This is a genomic window from Halarcobacter mediterraneus, from assembly GCF_004116625.1.
In the GTDB taxonomy this organism is placed as follows: Bacteria; Campylobacterota; Campylobacteria; order Campylobacterales; family Arcobacteraceae; genus Halarcobacter; species Halarcobacter mediterraneus.
Window position 1 is genome coordinate 237,781 of sequence record NZ_NXIE01000002.1, and the last position, 21,722, is coordinate 259,502.

19 protein-coding genes are annotated in these 21,722 nt (G+C 26.9%); 15 read left to right on the forward strand and 4 right to left on the reverse strand.

Annotated elements, in window-relative coordinates; all coding sequences use genetic code 11:
• The first annotated feature begins 2 nt into the window (after positions 1–2).
• The 14 genes from CP965_RS05370 to CP965_RS05430 all read left to right on the forward strand — a co-directional run bounded on the left by CP965_RS05370 (position 3) and on the right by CP965_RS05430 (position 13,327).
• Positions 3–2,759, forward strand: a complete 2,757-nt coding sequence (locus CP965_RS05370) for a VirB4 family type IV secretion/conjugal transfer ATPase (RefSeq protein WP_129061051.1) — start codon at positions 3–5, stop codon at positions 2,757–2,759.
• A 121-nt stretch (positions 2,760–2,880) separates the two neighbouring features.
• Complete coding sequence (locus tag CP965_RS05375; RefSeq protein ID WP_129061052.1) at positions 2,881–3,621, forward strand: type IV secretion system protein; 741 nt, start codon at positions 2,881–2,883, stop codon at positions 3,619–3,621.
• Between the two features lie 31 nt (positions 3,622–3,652).
• Positions 3,653–3,865 (forward strand): outer membrane protein assembly factor BamD, encoded by a 213-nt coding sequence (locus tag CP965_RS05380; protein WP_129061053.1) that lies wholly within the window; start codon positions 3,653–3,655, stop codon positions 3,863–3,865.
• Positions 3,866–3,875: 10 nt separating this feature from the next.
• A complete protein-coding gene (locus CP965_RS05385; protein WP_129061054.1) occupies positions 3,876–4,790 on the forward strand; it encodes a type IV secretion system protein in 915 nt (304 codons plus the stop codon).
• A gap of 35 nt (positions 4,791–4,825) precedes the next feature.
• A complete protein-coding gene (locus CP965_RS14110) occupies positions 4,826–4,972 on the forward strand; it encodes a hypothetical protein (protein ID WP_164970997.1) in 147 nt (48 codons plus the stop codon).
• Positions 4,965–5,633, forward strand: coding sequence for a virB8 family protein (locus tag CP965_RS05390; protein ID WP_129061055.1), 669 nt, complete (start codon positions 4,965–4,967; stop codon positions 5,631–5,633). Before CP965_RS14110 ends, CP965_RS05390 begins: the two co-directional genes overlap by 8 nt.
• On the forward strand, positions 5,633–6,517 hold the full coding sequence (locus CP965_RS05395) for a TrbG/VirB9 family P-type conjugative transfer protein (RefSeq protein ID WP_129061056.1): 885 nt from the start codon (positions 5,633–5,635) through the stop codon (positions 6,515–6,517). The genes CP965_RS05390 and CP965_RS05395 overlap by 1 nt, the downstream gene beginning before the upstream one ends.
• Entirely contained in the window at positions 6,507–7,607 is a 1,101-nt protein-coding gene (virB10, locus tag CP965_RS05400; RefSeq protein WP_129061057.1) for a type IV secretion system protein VirB10, read from the forward strand. The genes CP965_RS05395 and virB10 overlap by 11 nt, the downstream gene beginning before the upstream one ends.
• Positions 7,608–7,609: 2 nt before the next feature.
• Positions 7,610–8,614, forward strand: a complete 1,005-nt coding sequence (gene virB11, locus CP965_RS05405; RefSeq protein WP_129061058.1) for a P-type DNA transfer ATPase VirB11 — start codon at positions 7,610–7,612, stop codon at positions 8,612–8,614.
• Entirely contained in the window at positions 8,598–10,442 is a 1,845-nt protein-coding gene (locus CP965_RS05410; protein ID WP_129061059.1) for a type IV secretory system conjugative DNA transfer family protein, read from the forward strand. The genes virB11 and CP965_RS05410 overlap by 17 nt, the downstream gene beginning before the upstream one ends.
• 3 nt (positions 10,443–10,445) lie before the next feature.
• A complete protein-coding gene (locus CP965_RS05415) occupies positions 10,446–10,886 on the forward strand; it encodes a cag pathogenicity island Cag12 family protein (protein WP_129061060.1) in 441 nt (146 codons plus the stop codon).
• Positions 10,883–11,518, forward strand: coding sequence for a TrbM/KikA/MpfK family conjugal transfer protein (locus CP965_RS05420; RefSeq protein ID WP_129061061.1), 636 nt, complete (start codon positions 10,883–10,885; stop codon positions 11,516–11,518). The genes CP965_RS05415 and CP965_RS05420 overlap by 4 nt, the downstream gene beginning before the upstream one ends.
• A gap of 126 nt (positions 11,519–11,644) precedes the next feature.
• The gene (locus tag CP965_RS05425; RefSeq protein ID WP_129061062.1) at positions 11,645–12,139 is read left to right on the forward strand and encodes a hypothetical protein; all 495 of its coding nucleotides are present in this window, start codon (positions 11,645–11,647) and stop codon (positions 12,137–12,139) included.
• 3 nt (positions 12,140–12,142) lie between these two features.
• Entirely contained in the window at positions 12,143–13,327 is a 1,185-nt protein-coding gene (locus CP965_RS05430) for a phospholipase effector Tle1 domain-containing protein (RefSeq protein WP_129061063.1), read from the forward strand.
• 5 nt (positions 13,328–13,332) lie between these two features.
• Here CP965_RS05430 and CP965_RS05435 read toward each other — a convergent pair whose 3' ends face one another.
• From CP965_RS05435 to CP965_RS05445, 3 genes are all read right to left on the reverse strand, one after another.
• A complete protein-coding gene (locus tag CP965_RS05435) occupies positions 13,333–16,413 on the reverse strand; it encodes an efflux RND transporter permease subunit (protein WP_129061064.1) in 3,081 nt (1,026 codons plus the stop codon).
• A gap of 119 nt (positions 16,414–16,532) precedes the next feature.
• Positions 16,533–18,245 carry a sensor histidine kinase gene (locus tag CP965_RS05440; RefSeq protein ID WP_129061065.1) on the reverse strand — a complete coding sequence of 571 codons (1,713 nt, stop codon included), beginning with the start codon at positions 18,243–18,245 and terminating at the stop codon, positions 16,533–16,535.
• The gene (locus CP965_RS05445) at positions 18,242–18,928 is read right to left on the reverse strand and encodes a response regulator transcription factor (RefSeq protein ID WP_129061066.1); all 687 of its coding nucleotides are present in this window, start codon (positions 18,926–18,928) and stop codon (positions 18,242–18,244) included. Before CP965_RS05445 ends, CP965_RS05440 begins: the two co-directional genes overlap by 4 nt.
• A 145-nt stretch (positions 18,929–19,073) precedes the next feature.
• On the opposite strand from CP965_RS05445, the gene CP965_RS05450 reads away from it, so the two are divergent.
• The gene (locus tag CP965_RS05450; RefSeq protein WP_129061067.1) at positions 19,074–19,607 is read left to right on the forward strand and encodes a HugZ family pyridoxamine 5'-phosphate oxidase; all 534 of its coding nucleotides are present in this window, start codon (positions 19,074–19,076) and stop codon (positions 19,605–19,607) included.
• A gap of 29 nt (positions 19,608–19,636) precedes the next feature.
• Here the strand turns inward: CP965_RS05450 and CP965_RS05455 are convergent, their stop codons facing one another.
• Positions 19,637–21,706 (reverse strand): TonB-dependent siderophore receptor, encoded by a 2,070-nt coding sequence (locus CP965_RS05455; protein WP_129061068.1) that lies wholly within the window; start codon positions 21,704–21,706, stop codon positions 19,637–19,639.
• Positions 21,707–21,722 lie beyond the last annotated feature (16 nt).

Genomic DNA, 21,722 nt, shown 5'->3' on the forward strand with positions numbered 1-21,722 from the left:
TTATGGAACGAGAAATTCTTTTCAAAGGAATGACTCGACCTGCTATGCTTTGGGGAGTTCCTATCGTTCCGTTAGTTTCTGTTTCTGCAATTATATTATTACTTTCAATTTGGTCTTTAAAACTGTACTTAGCACTTATTATCTTTCCAGTTTTTTTAGTAATGCGAACAATGGCTTTAATTGATGTATTTATTTTTAGATTATTATTTTTAAAATTTAAAACAAATACTAACAATAAAAAATATTATGGTGCAAAAACATTTCATTCTGTGGAGTATAGAAAAATGCAAAAAAGAATTGATTTTCCTGAGGTTTCAGTATTGGCATTGAATAAAAACCCTTCTTTTGAAAAGTTTATTCCTTATTCTTCATTAATTGCAGATGACATAGTAATAAATAAAGATTCTATGTTAATGACAACTTGGGAAATAAGTGGCGTTCCTTTTGAATTGACTGATAAACAAAAAATTGAAGGACATAAAAAATCTTTAAATATGATTTTTAAAACTTTTTCAACTGAAAATGTAAGTTTTTATTTTCATAATATTAGACGAGATATAGAAGTAAATCTAAATGCAGAATATAAAAATAAATTTTTAGAAGAAACAAACACTAAATATTATGAAAACTTTAAAAAAGGTAGCTTAAAAGCTAATAAACTTTATTTAACTCTGATTTATAATCCTTTTAGAGATAAAGTGGATAGATCATCATTTATAAAGCTTAATCCAAGAAAGCGTTATAACGAGTTAAAAATTTATATAAAAAAAATGCGTGAGTATTCAAGTCGATTAGAAGCTAACCTTAACGCTTTTAAAGTAGATAGATTAAAAGTTTATGAAAAAGAAGGCAATAGTTATTCAAGTCAATTGGAATTTTACAATTATCTAATTGGTGGGAAAAATACTAAAGTTAGAGCATTAAATGCACCTTTAAATGAGTATTTAATAGGAGCTCTTAGGAATTTACAATTTAATTCGGATACTGTTCAATTAAATTATAATGATGGTGGCAAAAATTTTGCACGAGCAATAGAAATAAAAGATTATACAAGCGAAACTTATATTGGAATACTAAATAGCCTTTTATATCTTAATGTAAATTACACAATCACTCAATCTTATGATCCTATTCAAAAACATGAAGCAAGAAGTAGATTAAAAAAACAACATGGTAGATTAATGAGTTCAGAAGATGATTCAATAACTCAATTAGAACAGTTTAGTACAGCTTTAGATGAACTTGCAAATAATGAAATTAGTTTTGGAAATTATCATTTTTCAATTTTAGTTTTCTCTGATACTTTAAAAGGAGTAAAAGAAGATACTAATAAAGTTATAACAGCTTTAAATGATTTAGGATTAAGTGTTACTTTAGCAGATATTGCACTTCCTGCAACTTATTTTTCACAATTTCCTACAAATTATCATTTAAGACCTAGAGTTAGTTTATTAAGTTCTAAAAATTATAGTTCTTTAATAGCTTTGCATAATTTCCCAAACGGTCGAAAATCTAACAATGCTTGGGGAGACGCAATCACAATTTTAAAGACTACTAACAATCAACCTTATTATTTTAATTTACATCAATTTTCATCTAAAAATGATTTTGGGGAGTTCCCTCTAGGAAACTTTACAGTTATAGGACAAAGTGGATCAGGTAAAACTAACTTTTTAGGTTTTATTTGTAACCAACTTTTAAAGTATGCTAATAAAGAAACATTTCCAGATAATGTTCCAGATGAAAAACAAAAAATGACTTTAGTTTATCTTGATAAAGATAAAGGAGCTTTAGCAAATATATTAGCAGGTGGTGGACGTTATTTATCTTTAGCTAATGGAGAACCAACAGGATTTAATCCTTTTATGGTTGAGAATAATCCTACAAACATAAGAAGTTTAAATACATTAATAAAAATCTTAGTAACAAGAAATGGAGAGATTTTATCTACAGCTGATGAAAAGAAAATAGCAAATGGGATTGATTTCATTATGAATGAATTTTCAAGAAGTGAACGAAAGTTTGGTATTTCTCTTTTATTAGAAAATATGACAAAAGATTTTAATGATGACAACTCATTAAAATCACGATTGGAATTATGGAAAAATGGTAAACAATTTGGGTGGGTATTTGACAATGAATATGATTCTTTAGACTTCCCTGACGAAATTAATTTTTTTGGAATAGATGGAACTGAATTTTTAGATGATAAAGATGTTAGTGCTCCTATGAGCTTTTATATTTTATGGAGAGTAACTAATCTTATTGATGGTCGAAGATTTGGACTTCTAATTGATGAATGTTGGAAATGGTTAGAAAATTCTTTAGTTCAAGAAATGGCAAAAGATAAGTTAAAAACAATTAGAAAGAAAAATGGTATTTTAGGTTTTGGAACTCAAAGTGCTAGTGATTTATTAGAACTTGATATTGCTAAAACTATTGTTGAACAATCTGCAACTTCTATTTTCTTTTACAATGATAAAGCAACTTTTGATGATTATGTTAAAGGTTTTAAATGCACAGAAAAAGAGTTTAAAACGATTGAAAATTTTGTAAAAACAGATTATAGATGTTTGATTAAAAGAACAGATGAAAGTGTTGTAACAAGTTTAGACTTAAGTACTATAGGAAAAGAAAATATTTCAATTCTAAGTACAGGAGAAGCAAATGTTGAGTCTATAGAAAAAATATTTGCACAAGAAAATCTTAGTCTTGAAGAAAAAGTTAATCAACTTCGAGAATATTACAAGGCTAGTTAATAAGTCGGATAAGGAAACTTAAAAAATAGTCCTACTTGTAGGATCTACTTTTTAAGGCAAACTTACCGAAAACAACCGTTAGGGCGTTAGTCTTAGAAATTAAATTTATAAAGGAGAAAAAATGAAAAAAATTGGTTTAAGTATATTACTTTCAAGTAGTTTACTTTTTAGTTCGGGTATTCCTGTTGTGGATGCTGTTGCAAATGCTCAATCTTTAGCTCAAAATATACAAGAAATAGCTACTTGGGCAGAAGAAGCTTCAAGATGGATTGAAACTACAACGCATTATGCAGATCAAATACAAGCTTATGAAGATCAGCTTTTAAGTCAAACAGAGATTAGGGATTCAGTACAGTTTATTAAGGATATACGAGACTTTAGTAATTTTGCTAAAAATTATAATGGTAGTTATATGAATCTAACAACTGATGTTTTAAGTGGTAATTCAATAATAGCAATTAAAGCAAGAAGTTTATTCGATAGATACAATATTTTTGATGATTGTGAAGAGAATTATTATACAAGTGTAGAAAAGAATATTTGTAAAAATAAAATGACTAGGAGAGTACAAGAGATAGCAGTATATCAAGAAGCAAATACAAGTTTAGGAAGTATTACAGATGATCTAAATAGTTTAGCTAATAAATTGGCTAATTCAACTGATATCAAAGAATCTCAAGACATTAATAATGCTATTCAAATGAAAATGGCTCAAGTCGAGGTAATAAAAACTCAAATAGAGCTTTTTAATCAACAAAGTAAGAGCTTGGATCAAATAGATATAAAGAATAAAGAACAAGAGTTTAAAAAGAGCTTGAGAAAAGCTGATACTCAAGATTATAGTAATGCTTTTGGAAATTAAAAGCAGCTCATTAAAAATAAAAGGAAAAAAAATGAAAAAGACAATTTTAATAGGTTTAACTTTAGGGTTAGTTTTTGGTTTTACTGGTTGTAGTGATAAAGAAAAAAAAGCAAAAGATATTGCAGCTGAAAAAATTATTGTAGATCACGAAAAAGAAGAGGCATTTAAAGAGAGCTTGAGAAAAAAAGATACTCAAGATTATAGTAATGCTTTTGGTAGTCCTGTTTCAAAACATAAAAATTAAGTAGTTTAAAATGGGAATGTTTGTAAGTATTGGAGATGAAATAGATGATATTTTTTCATTAATAGATAGTGCAGCAACTTCTGATTTAATGACTGAATTATCAATTTTATTTAGTATTTCAATTACTATTATGATTACAATTAAAGGTTATGCAATATTAGCAGGTAAAACACAAGATCCTATAAGAGAAATTTTATGGGATCTTGTGTTAAAAGCAGTGATTATAACTTTTGCTTTAAATATAGGTGGTTGGCTTACAATGGTTATTGATGCAATGAATGGTATTCATCAATGGGCAGGTGGGAGAGTCTCTTTATATGCTGAAATGGATCAACTCTTTGCAAAAGCTAAAGAGGTTGCAAATATGGCATATGAAAAAGGGAATATGTTTAGCGGTACTATTGCTTTACTTTTAGTTTACTTAGGTTTCTTCATTGGAGCTATACCAGCACTTATCATAACTATTGTTACCTCTTTTACATTAAAGATTTTAGTTATGATTGCCCCTTTTATGTTCTTTGCTCTTTTCTATGGTTGGTTAAAAAATATGTTTACTCAATGGCTTTCTTTATTTTTTGCTAATACATTGGCGGTTCTTTCTGTTACATTAATTTTTAGTGCTGTTGTAAATAAATTTGAGAATTTTATCTCTCATTCTGGTAACTCTATTAATAATGGTTTAGATCCTTTTTATGTAGGTGTTCAAGTAATTATAGTTGGTGTTCTATTAGTAGTATTAGTTTATGTTGCTTATCATATAGCAGAAAAAGTAGCAACGGTTAGCATGGAAAGTGTAATGAAAAGTAGTTTCGGAAGAACTCTACAGGATGGTAAAAATATAGGTGGTGCAAGTGGTTCTGCTGCTGGTCGCAGTTATACAGTTGTTAGAACCCAAGTCGATAAATATAGAGGTAAAAAAGGGTAGTAAAAAATGTATATGGAAAATTCAAAGGAAAATAAATGGTAAGAATAGTTTTAAATAGTTTATTTTTAATACTTATAATTAGTATAACTGGTTGCCAAAAAAATGTTAGTACTCCAAATAAAGTTTTTGATTCTAATAATTGGGAACCAGTAAATAAAATTAAAAAGGAAAATAATGGCTGAAAAATATGATTCAGAAAAAGCCTTAGATTTTGAGACAAGCAAACAAGAACTTTATGATAAGAGTCAAAGAAGGGCGTGGGGTGTTGCTATTACTATGACTTTTGTAACTTGCTTACTTGCTATTGCTATTATAGTTTTAGTTCCATTAAAAACTGTTGTTCCTTATATGACAATGGTCGATAAAAATGGAAGAGTAGAGATTATATCTACGGTAACTACTGAAAAATTATCAAAACAAGAAGCTTTAGACAAATATTTTGCAAAGGTATATGTGCAAACAAGAGAACAATATTTCTATGATATGTTACAAAAAGATTATATTGAAACACAAATCTTTTCTTCTGAAAATGTAGCTGCTGATTATAGAAAAATTTTTAGTGGCGACGATTCAAGAGACAAAGAATTAAAAGATGATGTAGAAATAAGTGTAAATGTAAATAGTGTTGTTCTGTCTGAAAGTGCAGGAACAAAAATCGCAACAGTTAGGGCAAAACTATCTTCAAAAAATTTAACTACAAATACAGAATTGATAAGAAGTTATAAGGTATTTACTTTCTCTTATGACTATTATCCTGATCTTAAACAAAATGCAAAAGAAAGACTTGTAAATCCTTTAGGATACAAAGTTTTAACATATAGAATTGATGACGAGGTAAACTAATGAAAAAATTAATAATAGTTTTAGCACTAATTTTAAGTAACTCTTTTTCTGCTGAAATTCCTGAAAAATCAACTTTTGATAAAAGAGTAAGATTCGCAGTTTTTAATCCTGAGGAAGTATTTAAAATTTATGCAAAAGATGGATATACAACAGTTTTAAAATTGGAAGATGGGGAAAAAGTTATAAATGCAGCAACTGGTTTTTCAGAGGGGTGGGATATTACAAATAAAAATAATTTTGTTTTTATTAAACCTCAAGCTTATATGTCTCAAGTTTCAGTTTCAGAAAATGGGGAAACAATAAATAAAAAGAGTGTTATAAAACCTAGCTATAAATGGAATACTAATTTGATTATCACTACTGATAGAAGAGAGTATTTAATTGACTTAAGACTAGCATTTAATACAGTATTTTTTAAAATAAATTTTGTTTATCCAGATACAAAAATAAAAGAGACAAAAGAAGCTCTTATTGCAAAAGCAAAAGAAGAAGAACAAAAATATATTAAAAAAGAGTTAAACAAAACTACAGTTCCAAGAAACTGGGAATTTTTTATGAATGTAAATAAAGATAGTGAGGGTATTGCTCCTAACTTTGCATATGATGATGGAGTCTTTACTTATTTAGGTTTTGATACAACTAAAACAATTCCTAGTGTGTTTTTATTTGAGAATGAAGAAGAAAGTATCCTTAATACTCATATTGAAAAAGATGGAAAATATGATGTTTTAGTAATTCATAAAACTGCAAAAATGATTATTTTAAGATCTGGTAAAAAAGTAGTTGGTCTATTAAATGAAGGATACGCAAAAAATCCTTTAGAAAAAACAAGATATACAACAACCGACTCAGTTAAAAGAGAGGTAATACAAAATGGAAAATAATGAATTAGACAATCGTTTAACTGAACTAGATAAAGATGAGAATAACAGAAATAGAAGATTACAAGCATATGCTTTAATGATTTTTTCTATACTTGTTTTAATACTTTTAGTTGTTGCTTTTTATTTTAATGTGATTAAAGATGATGAAGAGGACAAAAAACAAAAAGATGATAATTCACATACAACTAGAGTAATGCACAAAGATTTTGAAAGAGAGAAAAAAGCAACTCCTACACTAAAAGAAATTATGAGACCTTTTAATCCTCCACAGATAGAACCTATTGAAAGAAAACCTCTTTTTACAGAAAAAGAGAAAATAAATTATAATCCTATGATTGTAAAAGGTTCAAGTAAAGCATTAATAGAAGATAAAAGTAGTCCAACTTTTAAAACCCCTACTATGGATATCCCAACTTCTAATTTTAAAGATAGTTTTAACCCTGATTATGTAGGGGAAGTTTTTCAACCTTCAAGTGCAAGTGTTAGAAAGTTTGATCCTAACTTTTTATTACCTAAAGGTACTTATATAGGTTGTTCATTAAATACTAGGCTTGTAAGTAGTATAAAAGGTGGTATTTCTTGTACGGTTAGTGATAATGTTTATAGTGCAAACGGAAATATTTTATTAGTTGAAAGAGGGTCAAAGATAACTGGAATGTTTAAAAACGATCAAATGAATGATGGAGTTAATAGAATATTTGTAATTTGGCAAGAAATAACGACTCCTAATAACTTAGTTATTCCTGTATTTAGTGGTGCTTCTGACACTTTAGGTGGTAGTGGTATAGAGGGTTGGGTAAATCATAAATGGATGTTAAGATTTGGTTCTGCCATTATGCTTAGTGCAGTTGATGATATATTTAATGTTCTTGCTTATCAAATTAATGATAGAAATAATACAGAAGATAACAATATTGACTATACAGAAAACACAAGAGAAAATGCAAAAGATATGGCAAGTATAGCTTTAGAAAACTTTATTAATATAAAACCTACTCTTTATAAAAATCAAGGGGATTTAGTAGGTGTTTATGTAAATAGAGATATTGACTTTTCAAAAGTTTATAAACTATCTAAAAATAGGGATTAACTATGAGTATATCTTTAAAAAAATATGCAAAAAAATATTTTGGAGACTTTTTAGAAGATAATGAGATATTAGAAATTGCTTACAATGGTGGAGATTCTATTTTTACTCAAAACTATAAAGGAGAATGGAAAGAACATATTACATTACTTAATTTCGACTCCTCTTTTGCTTTTGCAACAAGTGCAGCAAGTTTTAAAGAAGATGTTATAAAAGAAACAAAATCAATATTAAGTGCTATTTTAGTAAATGGAGAAAGGACACAAATTGTTATTCCTCCAGCTACTAAAAAAGATATTATTAGTATAACTATTAGAAAACCATCTAACACTCGTTATACTTTAGATGATTATAAAAAACAAGGTATGTTCAAAGAGTTAATACAGATAAAAGACAATGAAACTAATCCAAAAGATCAAGAGCTTTTAGAACATTATGAAAAAAAAGAAATTGAACAGTTTCTAAAAAAAGCCGTAGAATATGGTAAAAATATTGTAATTGCAGGAGAAACAGGAAGCGGAAAAACTACTTTTATGAAATCATTAATTGATTTTATTCCTGAGGACGAAAGAATTATAACAATTGAAGATGTAGAGGAAATAAAATTTACAAAGCACAAAAATTATGTACAATTATTTTACCCTAGTGAAGCAAAAGAAGGAGATTTTTTAACAAGTGCAAGTTTATTAAAATCTTGTTTACGTATGCGACCTGATAGAATACTCTTAGCAGAGTTAAGAGGAGCGGAAACTTACGATTTTATCAATGTATTATCAAGCGGTCATGGGGGTTCAATGACTTCTTGTCATGCAGGGTCGGTTAATGAAACATTTACAAGATTAGGACTAATGACTTTACAAAACCCTCAAGGGCAAAAACTACCCTTTGAAATAATACAAAAAAACTTAAAAGATGTTATTGATATTGTTGTTCATATGACAGCACATAAAGGTAAAAGAGTAATTACAGATATTTATTTTAAAGGGGCAAACAATGTTAGCTCTAAATAAAGGTAAAGTAACTTTCTTACTTATAGTTGATTTATTTTGTACTTATTTTATAAGTGGTGTAGTAATTTTCCTTGTAAATGATATGAGTTTATGGGATATTGCAAAATACTATAATTACACTTTTACGTATAAAGCTTTAATTCAAAATTATCCTCTTGCTTACTCTTCTTTTCTATATACTTTTTTATTTTTTACAGTTTTAGTCTCAATAATTCCATTTCTTCCACAAGGTAAAAGTTTACATGGATCAGCAAGATTTGCTAAAAAGTGGGAAATTGTAAAAATGAAACTTTTTTCTCAATCTGGACTTATTGTCGGAAAATTTAAAGGTAAGTTATTAAGATTTGATACTCAAGAGTTTGTAGCTTTAGGAGCTCCAACAAGAAGTGGTAAAGGTGTTTCTATTGTTATACCGAATTTATTAGAATGGAAAGAATCTTGTGTGGTTCTTGATATTAAACAAGAATGTTTTGATTATACCGCTAAATATAGAAAAGAAGTATTACAAAATGATGTTTACTTATTTAATCCATTTTCTTATAAAACAAATCATTATAACCCTTTAAGTGTCATTAATATGGAAGATATAGAAAATAGAGATAAACAACTATTAGATTTTGCAAATTTATTATATCCTCTTCAAGGTTCAGAACAAAACCAATTCTTTAACTCTCAATCCCAAAACCTTTTTATTGGACTTTGTTATTTATATAAAGATTTAGCTCTTACAAGTAAAGGAAAAGAATTTTTAGAAGATTATGAATTAAATGTAGAATTTACAATGTATGGTATTCTTAAACTTAGTGAAGGATTTGAGATAGAACAAGAATCAGAAAGTTATATTGATGATGATACTGGAGAAGTAGAAGAGGAAGAAGCACAAACATTAAAAGGTCTTGATGATCTTTATGAATACTTAATATTTTTAGAAATTCTATCAGAAGAAGCAAAAGAAAGATTAGGCTCTTATATCAATATCAAATCAGTAAATACTAAATCATCTGTTGAAAGTACATTTAATACGCCTTTATTGATCTATCGAAATGAACCAATAAGAACCGCAACGAGTAAAAGTGATTTTAGTTTAGAAGATGTAAGAAAAAAGAAAATGACAATTTATTTAGGAATTACCCCTGATAATTTAGAAATAAGTAAACCTATCTTAAATATCTTTTTCTCTCAATTTATTTCTTTAAATACTAAAGAGTTACCAGTTAAAAATAAAGAACTTAAATACACTTGTTTAGCTCTTATGGACGAATTTACAAGTATCGGTTATATGCCTATACTTTTAAAAGCAGTTTCTTATATTGCTGCATACAATATAAGACTTATGACAATTTTCCAATCAATTTCACAACTCGAAGCACCTACCCCCGAGGGATACGGAAGAGAAGGGGCAAAAACTTTATTAAACAATCATAAATTAAAAATCTTTTTTGCTCCTGATGATGTAGATGAATCGGAGAAATTATCGAAGAGATTAGGAGATACAACAAGGGTAATAAAATCTAAATCATACTCAAGTGGTAGGAGTGTTTTAGAACATGGTACAAGAGGAGAAAATAAAAGTGAAGCAAGAAGAGCTTTAATGTTACCGCAAGAATTAAGAGAAATGGGGCAAGAAAATGAACTTATTACAATGGCTAATGAGAAACCTATTTTTTGCAGTAAATCTTTTTACTTCAATGATCAATATTTTATGGATAAGTTTAAAAAAGTATGCTTGCAATTAAAGCAAGTTAAAGGTCTACCAAATAGAGAACAATTAGAAAATGCTGTTAATAGCAATGAATTAAATATACAAATAAAAAATATAAAAGGATAAAAAATGAATAAAATAAAATTATTAGGAAGTTTAGCAATTACTGGATTATTATTAAGTGGGTGCTCTCAAAAAGCACCAGATCCTAAACCAGTTGAAAACTGGGATAAAGGATCTTCTTTAACTATTAATAAATCTCTTTTATTAAAACAAACTGCAAGTGTACCAAAAGATCCTTTTTTATCTACAAATAATTGGACTTATCAAGTTAATGCAACAAAAAAAGATAAAGAACTTTTTAGTAATGAACAAATTGTTAAAACTTTTTTAGTTGCACATAATGCAAAAGAGATAATTATAGTAGGTAGAAATGATTTAATAACAGATTATAGAGATTATTTTACAAATAATCAAGTTACAGCTTCAATTAAACTCCAACCAGTTGTTCCAAAGGAAGAAAATTTTAATACAGTAAATATACTATTTTTTAATAAGGTTGAAAAATGAAAAAAATAATAGTGAGCTCTTTAATGAGCTCTATTTTTACAACAACACTTTTAAGTCAAGATTTTTCATTTGCTGAGTTTACAGGAGATAAAAAATTAGCTTGTGAAGCTGTTCTTTGTTTATCTACTTCAAATCGTCCAAGTGAATGTGAACCATCAATAGAAAAATATTTTTCTATACTTAGAAAAAAAGCAGAAGATACCTTAGAAGCAAGAAAAGATTTTTTAGCTCTTTGCCCTGTTGGAGATAGTGCAGAAGCAGATAAAGAGTTTCAAAATTTAAGAGACAATATAATCCCTTATATAACGGAAAATTGCTCTATTGAAAATTTAAATCGAATAGAGTATGGAGAATATTATAAAAGAGATAGAAGAATTAATCCTGAGCTTACTAGATCTTGTGAATTATTAATGAGTAGTTCATATACTTACTTAAACCCTAAATATACTTGTTCAGGAGAATGGTATATACTTGAAGAATGGAACAGAGGTACAGTTCTTGAAAGAATCTCAGAAAAAGAATTTAGACAATTACCAAGAAAAGAAACAAAAGTAAAAATGTTTGGAGATAATGAGACAGCATATTATAAATATGTTCCAATAAAAAAAGATTGTTGGGTATTTGAAAATTGAAAGAATAAAAGTAAACAACATTAAGAAAAAAAAGATATAATTTATTTTTATATAAAATAAAGAGATACTTTGATTAATAAAATATTATTAATATTATTTACTTTACACTTATTAGGAGTTAAGATAATGGCAGAAGAACATATTATTAAATTTAGTGAATATCATGATTTAGGTTTTGATATTTATGAAGCAAGTGATGCTTCTCTTAGATATAGCAATTTATTTATGGGAAATCGTACAAAAGAGTTTGATGATGAGCCAAGAAATTTAGCTCCTAGTAAAACTTCTGAAGATGAAGAGGATATGAGGGCAAATATGGGAATTTTTCCTGTTTTTGCTGGAAAAGTTAGACTTACTTGGCATGATTATAATGATAATCCAATTGAATATAGTTTTGATTTTAATGATATCTTTCCTGATAAGACTATTCCTTATCCAAAAGAGTTAGAAGATCTAATTATTTGGGAAGAGCCTTTAGAAGATGATCCTGGTATTATTTTAGAAATAATTAATAGAACTCTTAATATTTATACTATAGTTGATATAGATACACTAATTCCTGGAACAAATAAAATAAAAACTATCAGGTACCATGAAAAAGTATATACTAAAGAGTTTTAATAAATGGGAAATATTCTTTCTAAAAAAAATGTATCTTCTCACTCTTTAGATGAAAAAGATTGGGAACTTTATAATGACAATTTAAACAGTTTCAACTCTTTTAAAATCCCTAAAATCTTTGATGAAAAAAACAAACATGATTATCTTTTTATTGCTTTAGCTGATGGAACTGAAAATGATTTAAAAGATCCTAAAAGATATACCAATGTTGCTAAACTTCATGAGGAACTTAGAGATAATAAAAATATAAATATAAAATTTGAATATGTAACAGGAGTTGGAACTTATGAAGGAAAAGGAAATATTATAGATAAAACCATGGCTAAAGTTGATGCTGCTTTTTCTTTCTCTCATAAAAAAAGAGTTGAAAGACTATATAAAAGTTTTTCTAAGCAAGCAAATATTTGGAAAAGTAATGATCCAAAAGCTAATATCTCTATTGTTGAAGTCGGTTTTAGTAGAGGCTCTGGTGTTATTGCTTTACTTAATCAAATGATTCATGAAAAAGGAATAAAAGATACTATAAATAAAGTTTGGAAAGATGGAGAAAAAGTATTGACAGGAGACTATCTAATCAAACCTGGACAAACTCCTCAAGCTGTTCTTCTTTATGATCCTGTTACTACTTATATGAAAGAAAACTTCTCTTTATCAAATTCTACAATCTCTGCTTTACAAATTAATGCTAATAATGAATATAGAGATTTATTCCCTCTCTCTCACATTGCCCAAGGCAAGAATCAACTTCAAATATCTCTTCCTGGTTGTCACACTGATATTGGTGGGGGATATGATAAAAATGGTTTATCTTTTTATAGTAAGAATATTGCTAATCAATATTTAAATAAAATGATTAATACCAAAGAACTTTTATTTAAAAAAACTAGATTACCCTCAAAAGATGATCCTTCTATTGTTATTCATCATTCTGAAGAACATAATATTCTATATAAGAAAGAAGAGCAAAGAGGTGTCATTTTTATGGACAAAAACCAATATGACTTAAAGACAAAATCACTAAATATCTCTTCTTTAGATAAATCAAACTTTTTTTATCGTTCAAACTCTATGAATAATAAAATTAAAGAATTTAAAAACCAAAGACTTAAACAGCTCAACTCCCAGAATAAGCAATTAAATAAAAATGAAATTTCAAAAAATATTGATTTAGAAAAATCTATTTTTTAGATTCCTTAATTTTTTATCTTAAATAAAGTTGCATAAAAAGCTGGTACATATATAAGATTTAAAACTGTTCCCCAAAGGATTCCAAAACCAAGTGATACAGCTATTGGCTGTAACATAACAGATTCTCCACTTGGGAAAAATATTAAAGTAAATAATCCAAGCATAGTAGTAATAGAAGTGATAAGTATAGGTCTTACTCTTTGTTTTGCTTTTAAGAAAAAGTCTTCTTTCGTTTTACTATGTTGTAAAAAATCAAGCATAACAATTCCATCATTTATAACAACTCCTGCTAATCCTAACATTCCAATTAGAGATTGTGAGTTTAGATTTATTCCTACAATAAAGTGTCCAACAATTGGTCCTAAAATTGTAAAAGGAATAACAGATAAAATCACAAAAGCACTTTTAAAAGAAGGAAAGTTTATAAGTAAAGTTATAAAAATCAAAAACATAGCAACTAAAAAAGCTTTTAATAAATCAAATGCCATTTTATCGCTTTTTTCTTTTTCTCCACCAAAGTCTATAACAATACCCTTTTCTCTTGCATTCTCAAACTCTATTTCAAGTTTTTTCAATACTTCATTGGCATTGATTATTGTATTATCTACATTTGCAAATATTTTTTTATAAATTTTCCCATCTTCTTTATCTATTCTTTCAAAGTTTTTTTCAATAGTAAAATTAACAACCTCATCTAATAAAACAAATTGATTATTACCAAAAGGAACTTGGAATCTTTTCAACTCTTCAAAATTATCTTTATACAAGGATTTTGTCATAACTTTTACTATTCCATCTTTATTAAAAGTAGTGGTTTGTTCTTTTTCCAAAAAGAAATTATTTATTGCATTTGCTATTTTTGTATCTGTTAAACCTAAAGTTTTCCCATATTGATTTACTTTAAATTTATATTCATTATCACTTAATTTTGTATTATCACTTATATCTTTTACACCTTTAATATTTTCTAGTTTATTTTTAATATCTCCAATTGTTTCTATAAGCATCGTAGTGTCATCAGAACTTAATAGTATTTCAATATCTGTTTGAACAACTCCTATTCCTCTTGTAATTACATTATGCTCTAAAACATTATCATCTTTAAATAAAGGTAATAATAGTTCTTGAATTCTATTCATAGCTTCATTTGTACTGATTAATCTTGTTTTATTATTCCTTTCAAAGTCAAAACTTAGATTTAATACTGGATTTATATAACTTTCAATAAAGTTTTCATCTCTAAAATCTTCTAAAACTACAAAAATGGTAAAACCATTTTCAATAGTCTCACTAGAACCTGTAATATCCCTATACCAACCAATATAACTATCAATATTTTTTATATAAATATTTTTTGAACTTTCCAATAAGAGTTTTTCATATTTTTTTGCTATTTCATCAGTTTTATGTAAAGGCATAGATTTATTAAGTTTTACAGATAAAATAATATTATTTGAATCCATATCAGGGAAAAACTGAAATCTACTATTTGAAATTACTAAATAAATAATAGAAAAAACAAGTATAAAAAACCCTATTAAAAAACTTTTCTTATATTCTATAGTTTTGTGCAAAATACGTTCATAAAGATTATAAACTTTTGTCCAGTCCAACTGCTTTTCTTTTGCTTTTAATATATGTTTTGAATGTAAAGGTAAAAATAAAAACGACTCAATAATAGAAGATAGAATTAAACAAGAAATTACTATAGGAACAAGTTTCATTAGAAGTCCCATTTCTCCACTAATCAAAAGCATAGGTAAAAAAGCAAATACTGTTGTCATACCTGCAATTATTACTGGAACTATCATTTGTTTAGTTCCTTTTAATATAGCTTCTTCTTTACTTTCACCTTCATCTAAATATCTTTGAATATTTTCACTTACTATAATTGCATCATCAACTACAATACCAAGGGCAATAAGCATTGCCATCATAGACATCATATTTAAACTATAACCCATAAGTTCAATAAAAATTAAACCTATAATAAAAGAAAAAGGTATTCCAAGAACAATAACGAAAGACAGTCTTGCACTAATCAAAATATACATAGCAAAAGCTACTAAAATCAATCCTAAAGTAATATTTGAAATAATAGTTTTTATTCTATCACTAATAGGTATTGAATTATCATTTGTAATTGTTAAAGTTATATCTTTATGTTTTTTTTGAGTTTGTTCTACTAAATCTCTAACTCTTTTTGATAGTTTAATACTATCCCCTACTTTATCCTTATAGACTCTTAGACTTATTGTATTTTTTCCATTTAGTCTTGCAATAGTATCCTGAGAAGGAAGCCCTATATTTATATCAGCAATATCTTTTAAAAATACTTTTTTATTATCAACTTCAAGTACAGCACTTTTCCAAAAGTTTTTATCAAATTTATCGTTTTTTGCACTTAGATAAATATGATTCCCAACTTGCTCAATATTAGCAACAGGATAAATATAAGACAACTCTCTAATGGCATTTATAATACTTGTACTATTTAATTCATAGCTATTAATTTTTTTATGATTTAAGATAATACTTACTTGTAAATCTGAGTCTCCATAAATATCTATTTGACTGATATGATCAATTTGCATTAAAGAAGATTTTAGATTCTCTGAAATATCTTGTAAGAGTTTTCTATTTACAGAACTAGAGCTTAATGAAATACTAAGAAGTGACCATTGAGAATTAATACTTGAAACAGTAGGTTCATCCATATCACTTGGAAGATATTTTTTTGCAATACTTACAGCATCTTTTAAATCATTTGTCACTTCACTTTTATCTGCCATATCTTGAAGTTCTACTTTAATACTAAAATATCCAGAAGAGATAAAAGTAGATACTTTTTCAACACCTGCAATTGATTCTATTTGATTTTCTATTTCTGAAACTGCAAAATTATTTAGATTTTGAGCACTTGCACCATTATAATAACCTGTAACCCTAAGAGCTTCTAGTTGAGTACTTGGAAAAATCTCTTTAGGTATTTTTATAAAAGAAAAAATCCCCATAACAAAAATAAACAACAAGAGTGTATGATTTAAATTTGAGTTCTTTAAAAAGTAATTGATTAATTTATTCATAAATGATAGATGCCTTGTAAATATTATTAATAGTTAATATCAATATATTATTATATATTATAATATATAAATTGCATTTTAATGAAAAGTCTCACATGACAAGCAGGATTATAAAAGAATCAAACCAAGATCTTAAAACAAGCCCCCTCTTTTTTATTTGAAACTAAAAGTTCCCCTTTAAAATGGGAATCTATAATTGTCTTTGACATATAAAGACCTATTCCACTTCCATTTTCTTTTGTACTAAAATAAGGTTCAAAAATTTTATTAATATTTTTTAAGCTAATTCCACCTGCATTATCACAAACTTTTACTTCACTTTTATTATTTTTAACATCTACTTTTATAGAAATACTTGCATTATTAACTTTTTTATTAATTAATTCATCTTTTGCATTTGTTAAAAGATTTAAAATAACTTGACAATATTCATTTTCATAGGATTTTATCTGCTTATCTTTTATCACTTCTAATTTAATTTGTATTGAATAAATTTCTAAAAGAGGTTTTATTATCTCTATAGATTTTTTTACAGCTTCTGCTACCCAAAAAATTTCTTTTTCTTTTGTTGGCTTATAAAAATCCCTAAAACTATCAATTGTTTTTGACATAAAGTCTATTTGTTCATTTGACTCCTCTATTTTTTCATTTACAAACTCTTTACTAAGTTCTTGGGATGAAGCTAATTGTAAATTCATATTAATAAAACTTAAGTGAGTTAGAGGTTGTCTCCATTGATGGGCTATATTATTTATCATTTCTCCCATGGAAGCTAGCTTACTTTTATGAATTAAAAGTTTCTCTTTTTCATTTTGTTCATTAACTATTTCTCTTAACATTAAAGCTAAAGCAAAACTAAAAACCAAAGACTCTAAAGGAGCAACAAGATGAATTGCATATATTCCACTTATTGGAAAATAGTAATTTTCAATTAATAAAATTAAAATAAACATTAAAGCCCAGCCCAAAGTATAAATAATTGCATATTTATTTTTATTAAGTATTGCTATAAATCCAGCAAAAGAAGGAACTAAAAAACCAAAAGAAAAAGGCATATATTCATAAAGAATAGAATATTTATAATATGAAATTGCAAGAATATCTAATACATTTAAAAGAATAAAAAAGTTTAATACTATATTTGTTTTAGGCATTATTTTTCTTGTATTTAAAATCTCTTTTGCAAATAAAAGGGTAAATAAAAATCCTAAAGTCTCAAAAATATCCACAAAGGCTTGGGTGTAAATAAAATCTTCATTAGGATAGGATTTAAAACTACAATAAACAAAACCTACTAAAGATAGTAACACAAAAAATTGCATTAAAGAGTAATATAAAAAACATTTTCGCTTTGAAGAAATATAAATAATTAGATAATATAAAAAAGCAGAAAAGATAATTCCATATGCAAGTCCATATAAAATCCCTTCGTAGTGTAATAAATATTTATATTCAAACTCATTTATAAGATTAATTCTAAATTCAGCTATCTTAGCTTGTTTGTATGAATAGTTGAAAAAAATCTTTTCAGGGGTATTTTTATTTATTTTTAAAATTAAAATATTATTTTGTCTAATATAGGGTAAATTTGTATAAACTAAAGAGTCTATATCTGAAATAACAGTCATATAATAAGTATTTTTCTTTATATTTTTTAAATCAAGTCTTATTGAAAATTTATTTATTTTTTTATTTTGATACTCTGAATACTGTAAATCTTTATAGATTTTAAAATCTTCTGAGATATAAGCATTTTCAACAATTTTAGAATAATAATTTTTTCCATAAAGAGTTGAAAAAAATAGTAAAAAAGAAAATATATATTTTATCATGCAATCAGTTCTATTTTATATCCCAATTTTGAGATATTTCTTATGCAGTTATCAGGAAGCTTTTTTCTTAAATCTCTAACTAATAACCTTATAGCATTTTCACTCATATACTCCCCATTCCAAATATAACTTTGTAATTCTTCATAAGTAACTGCTCTTGGGAACTTCTCACATAAAAGATTAAGAAGCTTTTGTTCATTTTTAGAAAGATTAATTATTTGATTCTCATAGTTTAATACATCATTTAATACATCATAATAACAAGTTTTAGAAAAATATTTTTTGCTATTTTTATCTTTAAAGATATTCTTAGCACACTCTAAAAGTAAGGGATAAATAGTTTCATGACGAATTGGTTTAGTTAAATATTTTACTAAACCTAAATCAATAGCATCAAGTAAATAGTTTTTATCCGTAAAAGCACTTAAAACAATAAATTGAGTTTTTTTATCATATTCTCTTATTTTTCTTACCATATCCAAACCATTTAATTTTGGCATTTTTATATCAGTAATCACAATATTCGGTTTATATTTATTTATAATATCAATTGCTTCAAAAGCATCTTTTGCTTCTAATACATTGTTAAATAAACGATTCAAATATGATACGGCATTAGTTCTAATATTATCTTCATCTTCTACATATAGAATTTTTAAATTTTTATACTCTTCCTTTGGCATAGCGTATTATATTGAATATTCTATTAATTTTAATAGTCATACTCATAATTGTGCTTAAAAATACAATTTTTTATCACAACTATTAATACTCAAAATTTATATTATATGAAATTTTATACATTATAATTTTGCAAAAAGGACAAAAATGAAAAAGATATCAAAAGAAGAAAGTTTAAAAGAATTAAAAAACTTTACAAAAAATATTCAAACAGTAATGCTCTCAACAGTGAGTAAAGAAGGAGAACCATTTGCAAGTTATTCTCCTTTTGTAGAAGATGAAGAAGGTAATTTTTACGTTTTTATTAGTACTGCTGTTCCACATTCTCATAATATGTATTCAACAAAAAAAGCTCATATTTTATTTATTGAAGATGAAAGTAAAGCTTCTCATATTTATGCAAGAAAAAGAATGTACTTTAAAGCAAATGTAGAAAAATTTGAAGAAAATGATTCTAAAAATGAAAAAATCCACCAATTATTTAAAGATAAGTTTAAAGAAGCAGTATCATTTTTCCCTGCAATGAAAGATTTTAGATTTTACAAATTAATGCCTAAAGAAGGTAACCTTGTACTAGGATTTGGTGCTGCTTATAAAATAAGTGAAGACAGAAAGAGTCTATATTTAAATGATAAAGGACATTCAAAATCTCATGAAGAAGGTATTAAAGATAAAGAATAAAGTAAATTTACTTTATTCTTTTTCGTGTTTTAAAATGTATATTTTAAAGTAAGTGTTGCATTTCTTGGAGCACCATAATTTGATTGTCCCCATTGAGCTGTTTGTTTATATTTTTTATCTGTAATGTTATTTATATTTAATAATACACTTAAATTTTTTGTAGCTTTATACTGAGTAAACATATCAACTAAAGCATAACTTCCTTGAACCTCTGTATTAGAACTATAAATTTCATTTTGCCACTTTAATGTAGCTCCAAGTCTTAGATTTGACATACTAGGAACTTCATAGGCAGTTGATACTTTAAACTGTTTAGTAGGAATGTATCTTCTTGCATCATTTCCATCTTTATCTTTAACATCTATGTATGTATATCCCATACTTAAGTTTAAACCTTCATATACTTCTCCAGCTAACTCTAACTCAAAACCATCACTTTCAACTGAAATTCCTTCATAAATATTTAAACCTGTTGAGTGTTGAGTTACATACTCACCTAAGTTTTCTTGCTCTGATTTAAAATAAGATAAAGTTAAAATCGCATTTCCATCATTTAGTTCTTGTTTTATACCAGCTTCAAAACTGTTTCCTTCTACTGGTCCTAATGGGTTTAAACTTTCATTTACATAAGGCTGAGAATTAAAAACTTCACTATAACTTGAATACAACATAGTTCCAGGAATAACTTCATAAGTAATTCCAAAATAAGAAGCAACTTCATTTTCATCAACTTTTTGAGAAGCTCCATACGAAATACCATCTTGCCGAATGTCAATTGCCCTTGCACCTAATAAAATAGATAAATTATCTAATATATTTAACCTTGAAGAAATATAATAAGCTGTTTGTTTTTCAGTAGTATCCGTACTACTTGTAGCTGCATTATAGTTATTTAATTCAGGTTTAGAGACATTTCCATTTACCCAATCACCTCCTATTGGGAAATAAGTACCTCCCGTAGAAGGATATATTGATTTTGCAGTAGTATCAATATTAGCATGATTTACTCCAACTACTAATTTATGTTCTTGACCAAAGGCTTCAAAATAACCTGAAGCAAAAACATCTACAACATCTACTTTCTTTTCTTCCTCATATCTTGAAGCTAAAGAATAAAGTCCTGTATTAGTACCCCTATCAGGATTTCCAGATAAATAAAACCAATCCCAATCTGTATCTTGTTCATTATGAGAATAAATGGCCTTAGCTATCCAATTAGCATTTATATCTTGTTCAAGTTCAAGGAAAGTTTTTGAAAGAGTTAAATCTTTTCTTGCCCAATCTGGAGCAGTATTTGTAGACACATCATAATCAGTTACCGTTCCATCACTATAAAATAAAGGTAAAGCTCCTGAAGAAATACCTTTATTTTTATTATCATTAATACTATGTCCAAAAGTAACTCTTGTAGTATCAGTTAAATCACTTGTTAGAACTCCATAGAAAGATGTAACATCACTTGAATATCTATCTAAATAAGAATCGCCCTTCTCTTTTGCAACAACTAATCTACCTTTTAATTTATCTTCAATTAAAGTTCCAGAGACATTACCTTCAACTCTTTTTTGACTCCAACTTCCATAAGAAGCTGATATATAAGCTTGTGTTTCAGCTGTTGGTCTTTTTCGAACAAAGTTTACAGTTGCTGAAGGATTTGATAAAGAACTTATAATACTGGTAGCTCCTTTTACAACTTCCACTTGTTCATAAACTGAGGTATCTTCTATTCCATGAAATGTTCCACTTGTAGGAACACCCACTCCATCATATTGAAAGTTTACAATATCAAAACCTCTTGCATTATAATAAGTTCTATCTGTCTCTGTTCTTTCAACTCTTACCCCAGGAACTTGTTCAAGTATTGTACTTACATCTTTTAAGTTGTAATCACTTATTTGAACATCAGATATAACTGAGACAATTTGAGGTGTTTCCAATATTGTCATATCAAGCTTAGTTGCGGAAGTTATTTCTTCTTTCTCTCCATATATTAAAACTGAACCTAGATTACTTTCTTTTTCATCTTCTTTAGCAAATCCATTTGTTTGCAAGAATAATGCTGTAACCAGTGATAAACTTAATAAAGCTTTATTTTTCATTACTTTTTTCCTCTTA